This is a genomic window from Tomitella cavernea, assembly GCF_016599145.1.
Classification (GTDB): domain Bacteria; phylum Actinomycetota; class Actinomycetes; order Mycobacteriales; family Mycobacteriaceae; genus Tomitella; species Tomitella cavernae.
On sequence record NZ_JAENKO010000013.1, the window covers coordinates 25,956 to 41,739 of the forward strand.

The following is a 15,784-nucleotide window of genomic DNA, read 5'->3' on the forward strand; positions in this document are numbered from 1 at the left end:
GCCGTCCCCGCGTGCACCGTGGGCGGCCGGCCTGATCCGGCCGGGGCCGCGCGGGCCGTTCACAGCATTGCGCGCAGTCGTCCCGCGAGCACGTCCCAGCGCCAGTTTTCGCGCACCCATTCACGCCCGGCGGCCCCCATCCGACCGGCCCGGTCCGGATCTTCGAGCACCCACGCGACCGCGCCGGCGATCTCCTCCACGTCGCGCCCGTCGACCACCCGCCCGGTCTCGCCGTCGAGCACGGTCTCCGGAGCTCCGCCCGAGTCGCCGGCCACGACCGGCACACCGCACGCGGACGCCTCCAGGAAGACGATGCCCAGGCCCTCCACGTCGAGCCCCGCGCCGCGCGTGCGGCACGGCATCGCGAAGACGTCCCCCACGTTGTGGTGCGCCACCAGCTCACCGCCCGGCACCGATCCGGTGAACACCACGTGGTCCTCGACGTCCATCCGCCGCGCCAACGCGTGCAGCGTGTCCGCGTACGGTCCGCCGCCGACGATGAGGAGTGTCGCGCCGCTCACGCGCGCCCGGATGCGGGGCAACGCGCGGATGAGCATGTCCTGCCCCTTGCGCGGCACCAGCCTGGACAGGCACACGATGACGGGCCGCTCGCCCAACCGGTAACGCCGTCGCAGCGCGGTGCGCGCGGCCGGGTCGGGGCGGAACTCGTCGCTGTCCACGCCGGGCGGCAGGTGCTCCAGCGCGGCATTCGGACCGAAGGCCGCGGCGAACCGGCCGCGAGTGTAGCGGCTCACGTAGGTGATGACGTCGGCGCCGTCACCGATCCGGCGCAGCGACTGCCGTGCGCCGGGCAGCATCGACCAGCCCACCTCGTGGCCGTGTGTACTGGCGACGATCCGTTCGGCGCCCGCCCGCCGCATTGCGGGCCCCAGCAGCGCAAGCGGGGCGGCCGCGCCGAACCACACTGTCCGGCAGTCGTGCGACCGGATCAGCTGCCGGGCGCGCCGGGCGACGAACGGCGTGGGCAGCATCAACGTGGTGGGGTGCCGCACCACCTCGAACGGCTGTTCTGCATCGAAGCGCACGTGCGAATCGCCCCGCCATCGCGGCGCATACACTACGAGCGACTCGGGCGGGAGTTGGGAGGCGAACGTGTGCAGATAGGACTGGATGCCGCCCGCACGGGGCGGAAAATCGTTGGTCACCAGCAACGTCCTATGCATGGTCACACCGTATGCGGTACCGGCCGATCCGGCCGATTCGCCCCGCGCCGCTCCCCGCGGGTCAGCCGAACCGCCCACCCAGCCATTGGGACCAGCCGCCGGCGAACTCGTTCATGGTGACGCCGATCGCCTTGTTCAGCGCCTCGTCCTGCGCGGCGGGGTCGAGTCCGCCCGCCCCGAGCGCCTTGTGCACCGCACGCAGGCCGTCCTCTCCGTAGGTGGCGACGATGTAGTCCGCCGCCGAGCGCGCGAGCTCATAGGCGAGCGCGGCGTTCGCCCCGGTGAAGTCCTTGTTCTGCGGCAACTCGTCGGGCGCCCCGTGCGCGGAGACCATCGCGGCGACGAGCGGCACCGGGGCGGGCGGCGGCGCACCGCCGACCGGCCGCTGCGCGACGTAGTCGGCGGTCCCCTCGAGCAGCCATGTGGGTGCGCCGCGGCCCACGTGCGTGCGGACCGCGGCGTGCGCGAGCTCGTGCTGCAACACCATGTGCGCGTCATCGGCGGGCATCCGGCTGAGGGCACCGGGCGCGAAGACGATGCGCTGGCCGTGCCCCGGCGTGTCGGAGTCGAGCGAGATGGTCGCCGCCGCGACGTCGGTCCTGCCCGCCGGGTTGCCCGTGAGGCCGGAGAACTCATCGGCGCTGTCAGCGATCTCCACGACCATGGTGCGGTCCCATTGCGTGCCCCAGAAGTCGGATACCGCGGCGACGGCGCCCGGCAGCATCTCCCGCACCCGGTCCGCTTCCGCGCCGTCCGCGGGGTGGCTCAGGACCAGCGAACCGCCCGCGCCGTCGATGTGGACCGGGGTCTGTGTGACAGGCCCGTACCCCCACGGGCCGGCAGGCAGGGTGGCGTGGGTCCCGTCCTGGAGTTCCCGCGTGCTCACGAGCGTCCAGTGATCTCCGTGGCGCGCCGTGATCAGGCCGACGGGAGTGTGGATCATCGCCTCGTCGACGCCCTCGATCCGGAAGTCCAGGTATACCGGCGGCCCCCACGAATCGATCGCGCCGAGCCGCTTTGCTATCGGCGCGGGGACGAACACTTCGGGGTCGTCGCCGATGTGGAATCCGAAGTCCGCGAAGTCGACAGTCGCCAGATTGCGCGCAAGTTCCAGCTGCGACTCGAGGAATCCCGGCGCGGCATGCGCGTCGATCAGGCCGCGGAGCGCGTCCTCGTCGTCGTCCTGCAGCGCGGTCGCCCACGAGGCGAGGAGCGCGTCGACGCTGTCGTGCCGCTCCCGCTGAAAGGGCGAGAGCTGCTCCGAGGTCGCAGCGGCGTCGCCTGGCGGTTCCTGCCCGTCGCCGGAGGCACAGCCGCCGAGGAGCACGACCGCCGCAGCGGACAGCGCTACCGCGGCCTTCGCGAGGCGGGCGCCCCACGCCCTGGTGGTGCTGGACTCTTCCGCCCTGGTGGTGCTGGACTCTTCCGCCCTGGTGGTGCTGGACTCTTCCGCCCTGGTGGTGCTGGACATAGCGTTCTAGTAGCGCCGGACATTGTGGATCGGGAACGAGTCGACGGTCTGGACTTTGACGGGCACACCGAAGGTGGAGGCGTGCACCATCATCCCGTTTCCCGCGTAGATGCCCACGTGCGAGACGTCGTCGTAGAAGGTGACCACGTCCCCCGGCTGCATGTCGGCAGGATTCACGGGGGTGCCGCCCTGCGCCTGCTGCTGGCTGGTGCGCGGGACGTCGATGCCCACCTGGGCGTAGGCCCATTGGACCAGGCCGGAGCAGTCGAACTGGTGCGGGCCGGTGGCGCCCCAGACGTAGGGGTCGCCGATGCGGGTCAGCGCCACCTGCAGTGCCGCGAACTCCGGCCCTGCGCCGACTATCCCGGCAATGTCGAATCCGGCCGGAATGAGCGCCCCGGCGAGCTGTGCGCGCGCGGCGCCCGTCATCTGCCCGTACAGTTCGCGCACTTCGTTGATTCGCCCCTGGAGCGAGTCCTGCTTGTCGCGCAGTCTGGCCTGTGCATCCTGGGCGGCCGTCGTGGCCTGCGCGGCCTCGTCGGCCGCCTTCGCCGACTCCGCACGGGCCGCGCGCGCTTCGGCTTCGGCCGACTTGTATGCGGCCAACCGCTTTTCGGTCTCGAAGGTGATCTGGTCGAGCACCGACATCTGATCCAGCAGTTGCTGCGGCGACTTGCTCAGCATCAGCGCGTACAGCTTGTTGACCTGCACACCTTGGTAGTTGGCGGCGGCGACTCGGTCCGCGGTGTCGCGGTACCTGTCCACCGCCGCCTGCGCGGCATCGACCGCGGCCTGCGCAGCGTCCCTGCGCGCCTCGGCCGCACGCTGGTCGGCCTCCGCCGCGTCGACCTTCTGCTGCTGCGCCAGCACCGCCTGGTTGGCGCGCTCGGCCTCGTGGGACAGCGTGATGATCTGATCGACGGCCGCCGCAGGGTCCATGGGGGCGGGCGGCACCGTGAACGCCGCCGCGGGGTCGGGCACCGCGCTCCGCGCGCGGTCCGCCGCGGGGGCGGCCGGCGCAGGCTGTGCGTCGACGACCGGGACTGCCGGGTCCGGCTGCGGATCGGCACCGGCCTGGCCGACGATGCAACCGCAGACCACCGCCACGGCAAGCGCAGTAACCGATCCACGCAACGTGGGCAGGCTGTGTTCAGAGACCACCGCGCGCGTTACCCCCCGTCCGGTTCACACGGCCGTACAACACGGCCGGTCATCAGGTGCGACCCCCGGCCGCCCGGCGCGGAAGCACGAGGAATGCTCGTTGTTCCGCGCCGGGCGGCGGAGCCGCAAGGGTCAGACGGATACGACTGCATGTCGTGACCGGAACGCCGAACGGCAAGGTCGCGAACAGGCTACGAAATTCGCCGACGACTGTCCAACTCCCCGGGGGAAGCCGACATCAGATGCGACGCGCACCCACGGCGTTCATGACGTTGAGATCTGCGTACTTCACGGGGACGCCCGATGTGGTCGCGTGCACGATCTGACCGCCCCCCACGTACAGGGCCGCGTGGCCGCCGCCGGCGTAGATGACGATGTCGCCGGGCTGCAGGTCGCTGAGCGACACGGCGTGCCCTGCGGCCGCCTGGTCATAGCTGGTGCGCGGTAGCTGCACGCCGGCCTGCGCATAAGACCACTGGATCAGACCGGAGCAGTCGAACGCGTTGGGCCCGTTGGCACCCCAGACGTAGGGCGATCCGACCTTGCTCTCCGCGGCGGCGAGCGCGCGCGAGCCGACACTGTCCTGCAGCGAGCCGAGGGAGTCGCCCGTGGAGGAGTCGCCGAGCGAATCGCCGGCGCCGCGGTCGACGAGGATCTCCGGCAGGTCGATGCCCTCCGGAAGCGTGAACCCGGCCGGCGCCTGCGACAGCATCGCATCGGTCGTCGGGATCTCGGGCAGGGTGACGCCTTCCGGAACGTCGAACGTCCCGATGCCCTGCACGGTGACCGTGTCCGCGGCGGCCGGCGCTGCAACGAGTCCGATCGTGCCGGCCGAGACGGCACCGATGGCGAGTGCACTGCGCGTGGTGGTGCCCAGCGCGCTCTGCTTCTTCAACCTGTGTTTGGCCACAGCCCAGGTGTCTCCGTTTCTTCCTCTTACCGCCGACCGGGTTAGCTGACGGGTTCGGGCTAGGAAGACTGCCCTACCGCGAACGTGCTTGCGCACGCGGCGGATTCACCCCAGAACTCGAGTGGGTCCCCGATTCGATGCCCCGCATCGACTAGGCGGTGACCTGCGCCCCGCGCCGGGCGGCACGGCGTTGCATCGCAAGGTCTCGGAAAGATTACGAAACGGATACCTTTTGTGTCCAGCCGCCGCGGCGGCGATTCTCCGATCGGGGCTCGCGGGACCGCCCGGGCGGCGCGATCTACGGCCCGGGCGGCGGCCGCACCGACGGCACCCGGCAACCGTCGACGCCCGGCATTTCGATGCGGACCCCCTGCTCAGCGTCCACCCCGCAGTGAATCGGCGACATCGGCGAAGCGCCGCCGGTGCGACGATGCGGCCGCCGGTATGCCCCGGTGTGACGCTGGTCGCATTCCGTCCCACGCACCGGGAACGGCGGTCTGTCGGAGGCCGCGCCTACTCTGTTCGCCGTGACGGACCCAGCGACGACCCCCCGCGGTGCGGCGGGTGAACAGCTGCGGCTGGACCGTTTGGACGCCCCGCTCAGCGCCACCACGTTCGTCGTCGTCGATCTGGAAACCACGGGAGGGCGCGCCGGCACGGACGCGGTGACGGAGATCGGCGCGGTGAAGGTACGCGGCGGCGAGCTGCTGGGCGAGTTCGGGACGCTAGTCGACCCCGGCCGCCCCATCCCGCCTTTCATCACACGGCTCACCGGCATCTCCGATGCCATGGTCACCGGCGCACCGGCGATCTCCGCGGTGCTTCCCGCGTTCCTGGAATTCGCGCGCGGCGCCGTCCTCGTGGCGCACAACGCGCAGTTCGACGTCGGATTCCTCAAAGCGGCCGCGACGGCTACCGAGACGGCATGGCCGCAGTTCCCGGTGCTGTGCACGGTGCGCCTGGCGCGACGGGTACTCGGCCGTGACGAAGCGCCGTCCGCCAAGCTTTCCGCACTCGCGCGATTCTTCGACGTCAGCACCCAGCCCACCCACCGGGCCCTCGACGACGCCCGCGCCACGGTCGACGTCCTGCACGGACTGCTCGGTCGCGCCGGCAGCGAGGGGGTGCACACCTTCCCGGATCTGCTCGCGCACATGTCGCCGGTGAGCAGAGCCCAGAAGACCAAACGCCACCTGGCCGACCCGCTCCCGCACTCGCCGGGCGTCTACCTGTTCCGCGGCCCGTCCGACGAGGTGCTCTACGTCGGCACCGCGGTGGATCTGCACCGTCGCGTGCGGACCTACTTCACCGGATCGGAAAAGCGCGCCCGCATGAAGGAGATGGTGGCACTTGCCGTCCGCATCGACCATGTGGCCTGCGCGCACGGGCTCGAGGCGGAGGTCCGCGAGCTGCGCCTGATCGCCGCCCACGAGCCGCCCTACAACCGCGCGTCCAAACAGCCCTCGCGCAGCTGGTGGGTGGACCTCTCCGACGAGCCGTTCCCGCGCGCGGTCGTGCGCCGGCGCTGCGGGCCGGATTCGCTCGGCCCGTTCCGCAGCCGGGGCGCCGCCGCGGAGGCCGCCGAGGCGCTCGCGGAAGCCTGCGGCATCCGCACTTGCACTCACCGCATCCCAGCGGCGGGGGTGCACGGGGCCGACTGCAGCACGCTCGGCGCGGTCGGCGGATGCCCGGCGGTCCCCCTGCGCCCCGGCGGCCCGGGCGGCGACGCGGCGGGCCACCCAGGGGAGACACGCGAGGAGTACGCCGCGCGCCTCGAGCCGGTGCGCGCCCTCATCCGCGGCCTCGACGACGCGCCACTGGAATCCGCCCGGCTACGCATCGCCGAGCTGTCGGCTTCGCGCCTGTTCGAGTCCGCCGCGCGCAGACGTGACGGACTGCATGCCCTGGTATCCGCGCTCGCGCGCAGCCAGCGCCTCCGTGCACTGGCCGCGCTCGACGAGCTGGTCATCGCCAGGCCGGACGGCTCCGCAGGCTGGCAGTTCGCCGTCGTACGGTCGGGCCGCCTGGCCGCGGCCGGGTGCGCACCGCGGGGAGCCGCCCCCATGCCCGTGGTCGACGCCGTGACCGCCGCGGCCGAGACCGTCCTGCCCGGGCCTGGCCCGCTGCGCGGCGCCACCGGCGGTGAAGTGTCGATCGTGGCCCGCTGGATTGACCGCCCCGGCTCGCGCATCGTCCGCTCCAGCAGCGGGCTCGTCACGCCGATTCGCGGTGCAGCGCGGTGGGCCGACTGGGCGCATCTGGCCCGCGAAGGCCGCGCCACGGCGAACTACGCGGGGTGACCCCCGTCGCCGGGGACGCACAGGGGACAATGGCGTCGAGCCGCACAGACCAAGAGGAGTCGAGCAACGATGATCACCGCAATCGTCCTGGCCGCCGTGGAACCCGCCACGATCCCCGAGGCCGCACAGGCCATTGCGGACATCCCCGGCGTCGAGTCCGTCTACTCGTGCGCGGGCGACGTCGACATCGTCGCCGTGGTCCAGGTGCGCGACCACGAGGCCGTCGCGGACGTGGTGACCGGTCGGATCAACAAGATCGCCGGCATCGTCCGCACCACCACGCACATCGCGTTCCGCTCATACTCGAGCGCCGACGTCGAAGAGGCGTTCTCGATAGGCGAGTGAAGGCCGTGGCGTGAACACGGACACGAGGCCCCGGCCGGCCCCGGCTAGGACGAGGACGAGGCCTCATCGGCCGCCGCGCGCCCGCTGACGTCGACCCACCGCGCCAGCAGCGCCGCCGCGGCCCCGGAATCGACGGTCTGCGCGGCCGCAGCGTAGTGCGCCGCGATCCGCTCGGTGACCGTCCCCGGGCCGCCGTGGAACGCGGCCAGCGCGGCGGCCGAGTTGAGCAGTACCGCGTCCCGCACCGGCCCCGGCTCGCCGGCGAGCACCGCGCGCGCCACGTCCGCATTCTCCTCGGCGTCGCCACCGCGGAGCAGATCCAGCGACACCTTCTCCACACCGAGTGCTCGCGGGTCCAGCGTCTGCTTGGACACCATTCCGTCCTCGACCAGATAGACGGTGGAGGTGGTCGAGGTGGTGAGCTCGTCGAGCCCGTCGTCGCCGCGCACCACCAGTGCGGACTGGCCGCGCTCGGCGAACACCCCGGCCACCGTCTCGATGAGATCCGGGAACGCGCAGCCGATGAGACCGGAGCGTGGGCGACCCGGGTTCGTGAGCGGGCCGAGGACGTTGAATACCGTCGGAATCCCGATCTGCCGGCGCGGCAGGCCCGCAAAGCGCAGCGCGGGGTGGTACAGGGACGCGAAGCAGAAGCCGATGCCCGCCTCGCGGATGCACCGCGCGACCCCCTCCGGACCCAGGGCGATGGTCACGCCCAGCGCCTCGAGCACGTCCGCGCCGCCCGACTTGGAGGACGCCGCGCGGTTGCCGTGCTTGACCACCGGAGCGCCGGCCGCCGCAACGACGATCGACGCCATCGTGGAGATGTTCACCGTGTTCGCGCGGTCGCCGCCCGTGCCGACGATGTCGATGCCGTCACGCGCACCGTCGACGAGCCGCGCATGCGCGAGCATGCCGTCGGCCAGCCCCCGGAGCTCACCGGGCGTGGGCACCTTCATCTTCAAAGCCACGCCGAAGGCGGCGATCTGCGCGGGCGTCGCATTGTCGCCGAAGATCTCGTCGATGGCCCACCGGGTGTCGCCGGCGTCGAGCTCCGCGCCGTCCACCACTCGACCAAGGATGCCGGGCCACGAGCGCTGCTCCGGAGCCCTTGCGGCCACCTGTGCGTCCCGATCCATCTCCACCCGCCTCATCCGAGTTCCCACGTTCGCCTGCAACCGCTGCGCGTTCGGCGGGGTTCCACCCCGGTGCACCGGCCGGGCCCGGCACTCCAGGACCGAACGGACGCCCCGGGCTCCGCATATCCACCGACGACGCGGGCGGCATCCTGCGCACTCCCGCGAAGGCAAGCCTATCGGCACGCGGTACGCGGCCGGTCCGGCGGTGGGCCCGGCTACTGCAGCGCGTCCCATCCCAGAACAGTGCCACCGAACCGCTGTGCCAGCCCTGCCATCCGTGCACGCTCCTGCGCCAGGTGCAGAGAGTCGAGCCGTTCGACCCGCACCAGCTGCACAGGTTTGCGGTCGTCGCCCCAGCCGGGCGGACCCGCACAGGCCGGGACGTCACCCGGGTACTCCTGATAACCGGTCTGCGCACCGATGGCCACGATCCGCTCGGCAGTATCCTCGGGGACCAGCAGGAGGTGACGGGACACCGCAGGCGCAACGCTGTCCCAGACCGGCGCCGTCGATGCGGCACGCTCGAGGATGGCGCTGCACGATTCCGCCTCGTCCCCCGACGAGGCCACCACCGCCAGTCCCGGGTCGGCCGGATCCGGCGCGGGCGCCCCGCGGGCGCCGCCGAACCGTCTGCGCCACCAGGCGCGCACGCCGCTGCGATCCGCCACCTGTCATCCTCCTTCGTCGTCGCCGACCGCCCGCCGGCACCGTCACGCCCCGGACCGCCCCGCTTGACACGGCGAGACACACCGTCCTGCGCGCGCCAGGGTACCGAAACTGCAGGTCACCATGCTTGGGAATTATTGCCGACAGGCAATTTCGGACCCGATTGGGCAGAAGTTACTACGAGGGGTCATACTTCCATCTGTGACGAGCGCAGTAGGGACATCAGGATCCGTCATCAGCCAACGGGTGCACTCGCTGAACCGACCGAACATGGTCAGCGTGGGAACAGTCGTCTGGCTCTCGAGCGAGCTCATGTTCTTCGCCGGCCTGTTCGCGATGTACTTCGTCGCGCGTGCCCAGGCGACGGGCGGGTGGCCGCCGGAGCCCACGGAGCTGAACCTGCCGTATGCCCTGGTCTTCACCATCATCCTCGTGGCGTCGTCGTTCACCTGCCAGATGGGCGTCTTCGCCGCCGAGCGGGGCGACGTGTTCGGCCTGCGACGCTGGTACTTCATCTCGTTCATCATGGGCCTGATCTTCGTCATCGGCCAGGCGAACGAGTTCCGGGAGATGGTCGCGCACGGAACCACGCTCGCCAGCAGCTCCTACGGCTCGGTCTTCTACATCACCACCGGCTTCCACGGCCTGCACGTCATCGGCGGTCTGATCGCATTCCTCTTCCTCATCGTCCGCACAAAGATGAGCAAGTTCACGCCGGCTCAGGCCACCGCTTCGATCGTCGTCTCGTACTACTGGCACTTCGTCGACATCGTCTGGATCGGACTGTTCCTCACGATCTACATCATCCGATAGCGCTTGACCCGCAACCGGTCGGGAACGAACACCGCGAGGCTGTGTTCAGTCCGTCCCGCGATACACAAAAGGGATACCGATGAAATCATCTCCCCCACCTGTCGCCGGTGAGCCCGGTGATGACACCCAGGCACCGGACCCGGCCCGCGCCAAGCGCAGCCGCAAGATCCGCCGCCGTGCGGCGGGCGGCGCCTTGCTGCTCGGCGGACTGTCCGGCGCCGGGCTTCTCGCCGCAGCGCTGACCCCCACCCCGCAGGTGGCGACCGCGAACGAGGAGCAGACGGCGCTGGTACGCGAGGGCGAGCAGCTCTATGACCAGTCCTGCATCACGTGCCACGGCGCCAACCTGCAGGGTGTCGACGGCCGCGGCCCCAGCCTCGTCGGCGTGGGCGAGGCCTCCGTGTACTTCCAGGTCGCCAGCGGCCGCATGCCGGCTTCGCAGTTGGGCGCGCAGATGCCGCGCAAGAAGGTCGAATACTCCGAGCAGCAGATCGACGCCCTCGGTGCATTCGTGCAGGCCCACGGCGGCGGACCGACCGTTCCGCGGAACGCCGACGGTGAGATCGCCAGCGACTCGCTGCGCGGCTCCGGCCGCGGTGAGGACATGCTTCGCGCGTCGGATGCCGCCGTCGGCGGCGACCTGTTCCGGCAGAACTGCGCGTCCTGCCACAACTTCACCGGTCAGGGCGGCACGCTCTCGTCCGGCAAGCACGCGCCGGACCTCAATAATGTGCCGGAAGCGCAGATCTACACGGCCATGCTGACCGGCCCGGAGAACATGCCCAAGTTCTCCGACCGGCAGCTCACGCCGGACGAGAAGAAGGACATCATCGCCTACGTCAAGGGCGCCACCGAAGCGCACGAGCCCGGCGGCCTCGCGCTCGGCGGATTCGGCCCCGCGGCCGAGGCGGGCGTGATCTGGGCGGTCGGCATCGTCGCCGCCGTCGGCGCCGCGCTGTGGATCGGAGCCCGCTCATGAGCAACGACGACACCAACCGCGACTACACGGACGAGGAACTGGCGCAGATGAGCCAGGACGAGCTGGTCAAGCTCGGCACCAACCTCGACGGCGTCGACGTCGCATATCATCGCAAGCGCTTCCCGATCCCCGGCACAAAGGCCGAGAAGCGCGCCGAGCGCACCGTGGCCATCTGGTTCATCATCGCCGGACTCGCCGCAGCGGCGTTCTTCGGCATCTACATCTGGTGGCCGTGGCAGTACAAGGGCGTCGGCGACGAGGGCGAGTTCATGTACAGCCTGTACACGCCCCTCATCGGCGGCACGATGGGCATCGCCATCCTCGCCGTCGGGATCGGCGCGGTGCACTTCACCAAGAAGCTCATCCCCGAAGAGGTCTCGATCCAGCAGCGCCACGACGGCCCCTCCCCCGAGGTCGACCGTCAGACGATGTCTGCGCAGCTGCAAGACTCCTACGGGGCCACCGGTCTGGCCCGACGCAAGATGCTCAAGGGCACGCTCGGCTTCGGCGCCGTGGCGGTGGGCATTATGGCCATCCTTCCGCTCGGCGGGCTCATCAAGAACCCGTGGAAGAAGCACCCGATGACCAACCTCGGTGACGGGACGCTGCACACCAGCGGTTGGACCCCCCACTTCGAGGGCGAGAAGATCTTCCTGCGCCGCGACGTCGGCGACCCGCACGTGGTCGAGAAGATCCGCCTCGCCGACCTCGAGGCCGGCGGCATGGAGACGGTGTTCCCGTTCCGCGAATCGGATCTGGTCGACTCGCCCGGGCATCCGTCCGAGGAGAAGCTGCTCAATGCGATGCGCGGCAGCCGCAACCCCGTGATGCTCATTCGCCTTCGCACCGAGGACACCACCAAGGTGATCAAGCGCAAGGGCCAGGTGAACTTCAATTACGGCGACTACTTCGCCTACTCGAAGATCTGCACCCACCTGGGCTGCCCGACCTCCCTCTACGAGCAGCAGACCAACCGGATCCTCTGCCCCTGCCACCAGTCGCAGTTCGACGCTCTGCAGTGGTGCAAGCCGATCTTCGGGCCGGCGGCGCGCGCGCTGCCGCAGCTGCCCATCACCATCGACGAGGACGGCTACCTCGTCGCCAACGGTGACTTCATCGAGCCCCTGGGCCCGGCATTCTGGGAGCGTAGGTCATGAGCAACGCACACCTCGCCAAGGCGGCGAACAACATGGACGAGCGCTACCGGCTATCGGCCGGCATGCGCCGACAGATCAACAAGGTCTTCCCCACCCACTGGTCGTTCCTTCTCGGTGAGATCGCCCTCTACAGCTTCATCGTCCTGCTGATCTCGGGCATCTATCTTTCTCTGTTCTTCGACCCGTCGATGGCGGAGACCACCTACAACGGCGTCTACCAGCCGCTGCGCGGCATCGAGATGTCCAAGGCGTACGAGTCGGCCCTGAACATCTCGTTCGAGGTGCGCGGCGGCCTGTTCGCCCGCCAGATCCACCACTGGGCCGCGCTGATGTTCGTCGCGTCGATCATCGTGCACCTGTGCCGCATCTTCTTCACCGGCGCATTCCGCAAGCCGCGCGAGGCCAACTGGGTCATCGGCTGCGTCATGCTGCTGCTGTCGATCGCCGAGGGTTTCTTCGGCTACGGCCTGCCGGACGACCTGCTCTCCGGCACCGGCCTGCGCATCACCTCCGGCATCATCCTGGGCCTGCCGGTCATCGGCACCTGGCTGCACTGGGCGGTGTTCGGCGGCGACTGGCCCGGCACCATCATCGTGCCGCGCATGTACGTGCTGCACATCCTGCTGATCCCGGGCATCCTGCTCGCGCTCATCGGTGCGCACCTGGCGCTCGTGTGGTACCAGAAGCACACCCAGTGGCCCGGCGCCGGTCGCACGGAGAACAACGTCGTCGGCGTCCGCATCCTGCCCGTGTTCGCCCTGAAATCGGGCGGCTTCTTCGCCGTCACTTTCGGCATCCTCGCCATCATGGGCGGCGTCTTCCAGATCAACGCCATCTGGAACCTGGGCCCCTACAACCCGTCGCACATCTCGGCAGGTTCGCAACCGGACATGTACATGCTGTTCACCGAGGGTCTGGCCCGCATCTTCCCGGACTGGGAGCTCTACCTCGGGCCGTACACGGTGCCGGCGGTGGTCTGGGTCGCGGTGGTCCTCGGCGTGGTGTTCGCGCTGCTGTTCACCTACCCGTGGATCGAAGCGAAACTCACCAAGGATACGCAGCACCACAACCTGCTGCAGCGTCCGCGCGACGCCCCGGTCCGCACGTCGCTCGGCACCATGTCCCTCGCGTTCTACCTGGTGCTGATGTTCTCGGGCATGAACGACGTGATCGCGCTGAACTTCGACATCTCGCTCAACGCGACGACGTGGATCGGCCGTATCGGTGCGGTGGCACTGCCCCCGATCGTGTACTTCGTGACCTACCGGTTCTGCCTGGCACTGCAGCGCAGCGATCGGGATGTGCTCGACCATGGCATCGAGACCGGCCACATCAAGCGGCTGCCGCACGGCGAGTACATCGAGGTGCACCAGCCGCTCGGACCGGTCGACGAGCACGGCCACCCGATCCCGCTCGAATACCAGGGGTCCCAGTTGCCGAAGAAGCTCAACAAGCTCGGTGCGGCGGGCCGCCCGGCACGCGGCGGCTGGCTCACCGCCGACCCGGAGGACGAAGCCCGGGCCCTGGACGACGCCGAGCACGAAGGCGAGGAGAGTCAGCTCGACATGCTCCGCGAACGCCAGGAACAGGACAAGGGAATCGGCCACCGCGGCTGACCCCCTGCGGCCATGACCGACGGGGCGGGCCCCGGATCGCACAGCGGTCCGGGGCCCGCCCCGTTTCGCGTGTCGTAGGTGCGGCGGGGCCGAGCGAGACCGTCCCCGCCGATTGCACCCCTCCCCTCCCCCATCGCCGTGCCGAACGGCCGCCGGACGGGCCCGCGCGGTCACCGACATGCCGAACGCGGCACGCATACCCGCACGGCCCGGTGTCCCCGCACCGCTGGGCACCCCCGTGCCGATATTCTGTCCACAGGCGGCCACGGTCGTCGCTACCACCGCGATGAGAGGAAGCGTGCGGATGCCCCCGTTCCCCCGTATCCGAGTAGTCGGTGCCGGCACCATGGGCCGCGGAATCACGCAGCTCGCCGCCGGTGCCGGGTGCAGTGTGGAGCTCACCGACGTGTCCGCCACCGCAGTCGACGACGGCGCGGCCTTCGTGTCCCGCATGCTGCACCGCGCCGCCGCGAAGGGGCTGACCACCGCGGCCGAGGCCGAAGCGGCCATCGGCCGGATCCGGACAGGGACGGACCCCACCGCCCCCTCCGACGACATCGACCTGGTCGTGGAGGCCGTGGTCGAGCGTCTCGACGTCAAACAGCGTCTGTTCGCCACGTTGTCCGGTGCCCTGCCCCGGGCGGTCCTCGCCTCCAACACGTCGTCGTTGTCCATCACCGCGATCGCGTCCGTCGTCGCCGACCCGTCGCGCGTGATCGGCCTCCACTTCTTCAACCCGGTGCCACTGATGAAGATCGTCGAGGTGGTTCCGGGCACACGCACCTCCCCCGACGTGCTCGCCGCCGCGCGCGCTTTCGTCGAGCACACCGGCCACACGCCTGTGCAGGCCAAGGACAGCCCCGGCTTTCTCGTCAACCTTCTCGGGCGCGGTCTGCCGACGGAGGCTCTCGCAGTTCTCGACGAGGACGTCGCCGATGCGGCTGATATCGACCGCATCGTCCGCGACATGTTGTACCTGAAGATGGGCCCGTTCGAGTTGATGGACCTCTCCGGGCTCGACGTGTCCCACCCCGTGCTGGAGAGCATCTGGAAGGGCTTCTACGGCGACGAGCGGCTCCGCCCGGCCGGGAGCACCCAGGTGCGCGTTTCCGCCGGCCTGCTCGGCCGGAAGAGCGGCGAGGGGTTCTACCGCTACGCCGACGGGGTACCGCAGGTGCCGGCCGAACACGCCGCCGCGCCCGACCCGACCGCCGTCCCGTTGCACATCGTAGGCGGGGGCCCGCTGGCCGATCTGCTGCGCGCGCGGGGCGTCACCGTCTCCGACGGCCCCTCAGATTCCGCGGTGTCCGTCGTCCAGCCGTTGGGCCGTCCCGCCTACCTCGCCGCGATCGAGCACGGCCTGGACCCACGCCGCACCATTGGCGTCGATCCGCTCGGCGTCCCGCTGCTCACTGCGGGGTACAGAGTCGACGGCGGCGAGGGGGAAGGGCACCGGGCGCGACTCGCAGTGATCGCCCCGTTCACCGTCGACCGTGATGCCGGGCGCCGGGCGGTGCGCGCCCTCGCGTCGCTCGGCTGCGCGATCACCGTGACGGCGGACGGGCCCGCCCCGGTGGCCCAGCGGATCGCGGCGTCGATGGTCAACGTCGCGTCGATGGCGGCGGAGAAGGGGCTGGCCAATCCGGATGACATCGACCGGGGCGCACGCCTGGGACTGGGCTACCCGCTTGGCCCGCTGGCCATGGGTGACAGCATCGGCCCGCAACGCATCCTGGCGATCCTCGACGGGCTTCTCGATTACACCGGAGACCCCCGCTACCGTGCGTCCGGATGGCTGCGCGCCCGCGCCGACCTGAGGCTGTCGTTGCTGGACCCGGCGGCACGTCCGCACGACCTGCTCGGCTGAACCGGCTTCCGGCCCGACGGCCGTCGGTTCCCCGTGCACGCATCGCGCCGCCCCGGGGCGGCACCGGCCATGCACGACGCGTCGATGGCGCGCATGGCGCGGGCATCCGATGCCGTCGGAAGGGATGACATCCACCGAAGACACCTCCGGAGACACGCCACCCATAAACCCACGCC

General features: G+C 70.4%; 13 protein-coding genes and 1 riboswitch. Of the genes, 7 read left to right on the forward strand and 6 right to left on the reverse strand.

From position 1 onward, the window contains the following. Positions 1–59: 59 nt before the first annotated feature. The 4 genes from JJ683_RS07060 to JJ683_RS07075 all read right to left on the reverse strand — a co-directional run bounded on the left by JJ683_RS07060 (position 60) and on the right by JJ683_RS07075 (position 4,726). The gene (locus JJ683_RS07060; protein ID WP_200172590.1) at positions 60–1,184 is read right to left on the reverse strand and encodes a glycosyltransferase family 4 protein; all 1,125 of its coding nucleotides are present in this window, start codon (positions 1,182–1,184) and stop codon (positions 60–62) included. 61 nt (positions 1,185–1,245) lie between these two features. Next, positions 1,246–2,655, reverse strand: a complete 1,410-nt coding sequence (locus JJ683_RS07065; protein ID WP_200172559.1) for a hypothetical protein — start codon at positions 2,653–2,655, stop codon at positions 1,246–1,248. 6 nt (positions 2,656–2,661) lie between these two features. Next, positions 2,662–3,789 carry a C40 family peptidase gene (locus JJ683_RS07070; RefSeq protein ID WP_200172561.1) on the reverse strand — a complete coding sequence of 376 codons (1,128 nt, stop codon included), beginning with the start codon at positions 3,787–3,789 and terminating at the stop codon, positions 2,662–2,664. A 265-nt stretch (positions 3,790–4,054) separates the two neighbouring features. After that, a complete protein-coding gene (locus tag JJ683_RS07075; protein ID WP_200172562.1) occupies positions 4,055–4,726 on the reverse strand; it encodes a C40 family peptidase in 672 nt (223 codons plus the stop codon). A gap of 15 nt (positions 4,727–4,741) precedes the next feature. Continuing rightward, positions 4,742–4,894: riboswitch (cyclic di-AMP (ydaO/yuaA leader) on the reverse strand. Between the two features lie 359 nt (positions 4,895–5,253). Between JJ683_RS07075 and JJ683_RS07080 the strand changes: the two genes are divergently transcribed. Both JJ683_RS07080 and JJ683_RS07085 read left to right on the forward strand, forming a co-directional pair. Beyond that, positions 5,254–7,026 carry a DEDD exonuclease domain-containing protein gene (locus tag JJ683_RS07080; protein ID WP_200172564.1) on the forward strand — a complete coding sequence of 591 codons (1,773 nt, stop codon included), beginning with the start codon at positions 5,254–5,256 and terminating at the stop codon, positions 7,024–7,026. Positions 7,027–7,095: 69 nt separating this feature from the next. Then, positions 7,096–7,371, forward strand: a complete 276-nt coding sequence (locus JJ683_RS07085; RefSeq protein WP_200172566.1) for an Lrp/AsnC family transcriptional regulator — start codon at positions 7,096–7,098, stop codon at positions 7,369–7,371. A 44-nt stretch (positions 7,372–7,415) separates the two neighbouring features. Here the strand turns inward: JJ683_RS07085 and trpD are convergent, their stop codons facing one another. Together trpD and JJ683_RS07095 are read right to left on the reverse strand one after the other, a co-directional pair. Continuing rightward, entirely contained in the window at positions 7,416–8,510 is a 1,095-nt protein-coding gene (trpD, locus tag JJ683_RS07090; RefSeq protein ID WP_200172568.1) for an anthranilate phosphoribosyltransferase, read from the reverse strand. A gap of 215 nt (positions 8,511–8,725) precedes the next feature. Beyond that, on the reverse strand, positions 8,726–9,178 hold the full coding sequence (locus JJ683_RS07095; protein WP_200172570.1) for a hypothetical protein: 453 nt from the start codon (positions 9,176–9,178) through the stop codon (positions 8,726–8,728). Positions 9,179–9,377: 199 nt separating this feature from the next. Here JJ683_RS07095 and ctaE point away from each other — a divergent pair, with 199 nt between their 5' ends. The 5 genes from ctaE to JJ683_RS07120 all read left to right on the forward strand — a co-directional run bounded on the left by ctaE (position 9,378) and on the right by JJ683_RS07120 (position 15,608). Next, positions 9,378–9,989, forward strand: coding sequence for an aa3-type cytochrome oxidase subunit III (ctaE, locus tag JJ683_RS07100; RefSeq protein ID WP_200172572.1), 612 nt, complete (start codon positions 9,378–9,380; stop codon positions 9,987–9,989). Positions 9,990–10,068: 79 nt separating this feature from the next. Further along, positions 10,069–10,968 carry a cytochrome bc1 complex diheme cytochrome c subunit gene (gene qcrC / locus JJ683_RS07105; protein ID WP_200172574.1) on the forward strand — a complete coding sequence of 300 codons (900 nt, stop codon included), beginning with the start codon at positions 10,069–10,071 and terminating at the stop codon, positions 10,966–10,968. Further along, positions 10,965–12,125: a cytochrome bc1 complex Rieske iron-sulfur subunit gene (gene qcrA, locus JJ683_RS07110; RefSeq protein WP_200172576.1), complete on the forward strand. Its 1,161-nt coding sequence runs from the start codon at positions 10,965–10,967 to the stop codon at positions 12,123–12,125. The genes qcrC and qcrA overlap by 4 nt, the downstream gene beginning before the upstream one ends. Beyond that, positions 12,122–13,741 carry a cytochrome bc1 complex cytochrome b subunit gene (qcrB, locus tag JJ683_RS07115; protein WP_200172578.1) on the forward strand — a complete coding sequence of 540 codons (1,620 nt, stop codon included), beginning with the start codon at positions 12,122–12,124 and terminating at the stop codon, positions 13,739–13,741. The genes qcrA and qcrB overlap by 4 nt, the downstream gene beginning before the upstream one ends. A 304-nt stretch (positions 13,742–14,045) precedes the next feature. Beyond that, positions 14,046–15,608: a 3-hydroxyacyl-CoA dehydrogenase NAD-binding domain-containing protein gene (locus JJ683_RS07120; RefSeq protein WP_200172580.1), complete on the forward strand. Its 1,563-nt coding sequence runs from the start codon at positions 14,046–14,048 to the stop codon at positions 15,606–15,608. The last annotated feature ends 176 nt before the right edge of the window (positions 15,609–15,784 follow it).

Excerpts from the sequence above, each read along its gene's own strand:
- qcrB (WP_200172578.1), top strand. The coding sequence starts at position 12,122 with ATGAGCAACGCACACCTCGCCAAGGCGGCGAACAACATGGACGAGCGC.
- JJ683_RS07065 (WP_200172559.1), bottom strand. The coding sequence starts at position 2,655 with ATGTCCAGCACCACCAGGGCGGAAGAGTCCAGCACCACCAGGGCGGAA.
- qcrC (WP_200172574.1), top strand. The coding sequence starts at position 10,069 with ATGAAATCATCTCCCCCACCTGTCGCCGGTGAGCCCGGTGATGACACC.
- JJ683_RS07120 (WP_200172580.1), top strand. The coding sequence starts at position 14,046 with ATGCCCCCGTTCCCCCGTATCCGAGTAGTCGGTGCCGGCACCATGGGC.
- JJ683_RS07085 (WP_200172566.1), top strand. The coding sequence starts at position 7,096 with ATGATCACCGCAATCGTCCTGGCCGCCGTGGAACCCGCCACGATCCCC.
- JJ683_RS07060 (WP_200172590.1), bottom strand. The coding sequence starts at position 1,184 with ATGCATAGGACGTTGCTGGTGACCAACGATTTTCCGCCCCGTGCGGGC.
- trpD (WP_200172568.1), bottom strand. The coding sequence starts at position 8,510 with ATGGATCGGGACGCACAGGTGGCCGCAAGGGCTCCGGAGCAGCGCTCG.
- qcrA (WP_200172576.1), top strand. The coding sequence starts at position 10,965 with ATGAGCAACGACGACACCAACCGCGACTACACGGACGAGGAACTGGCG.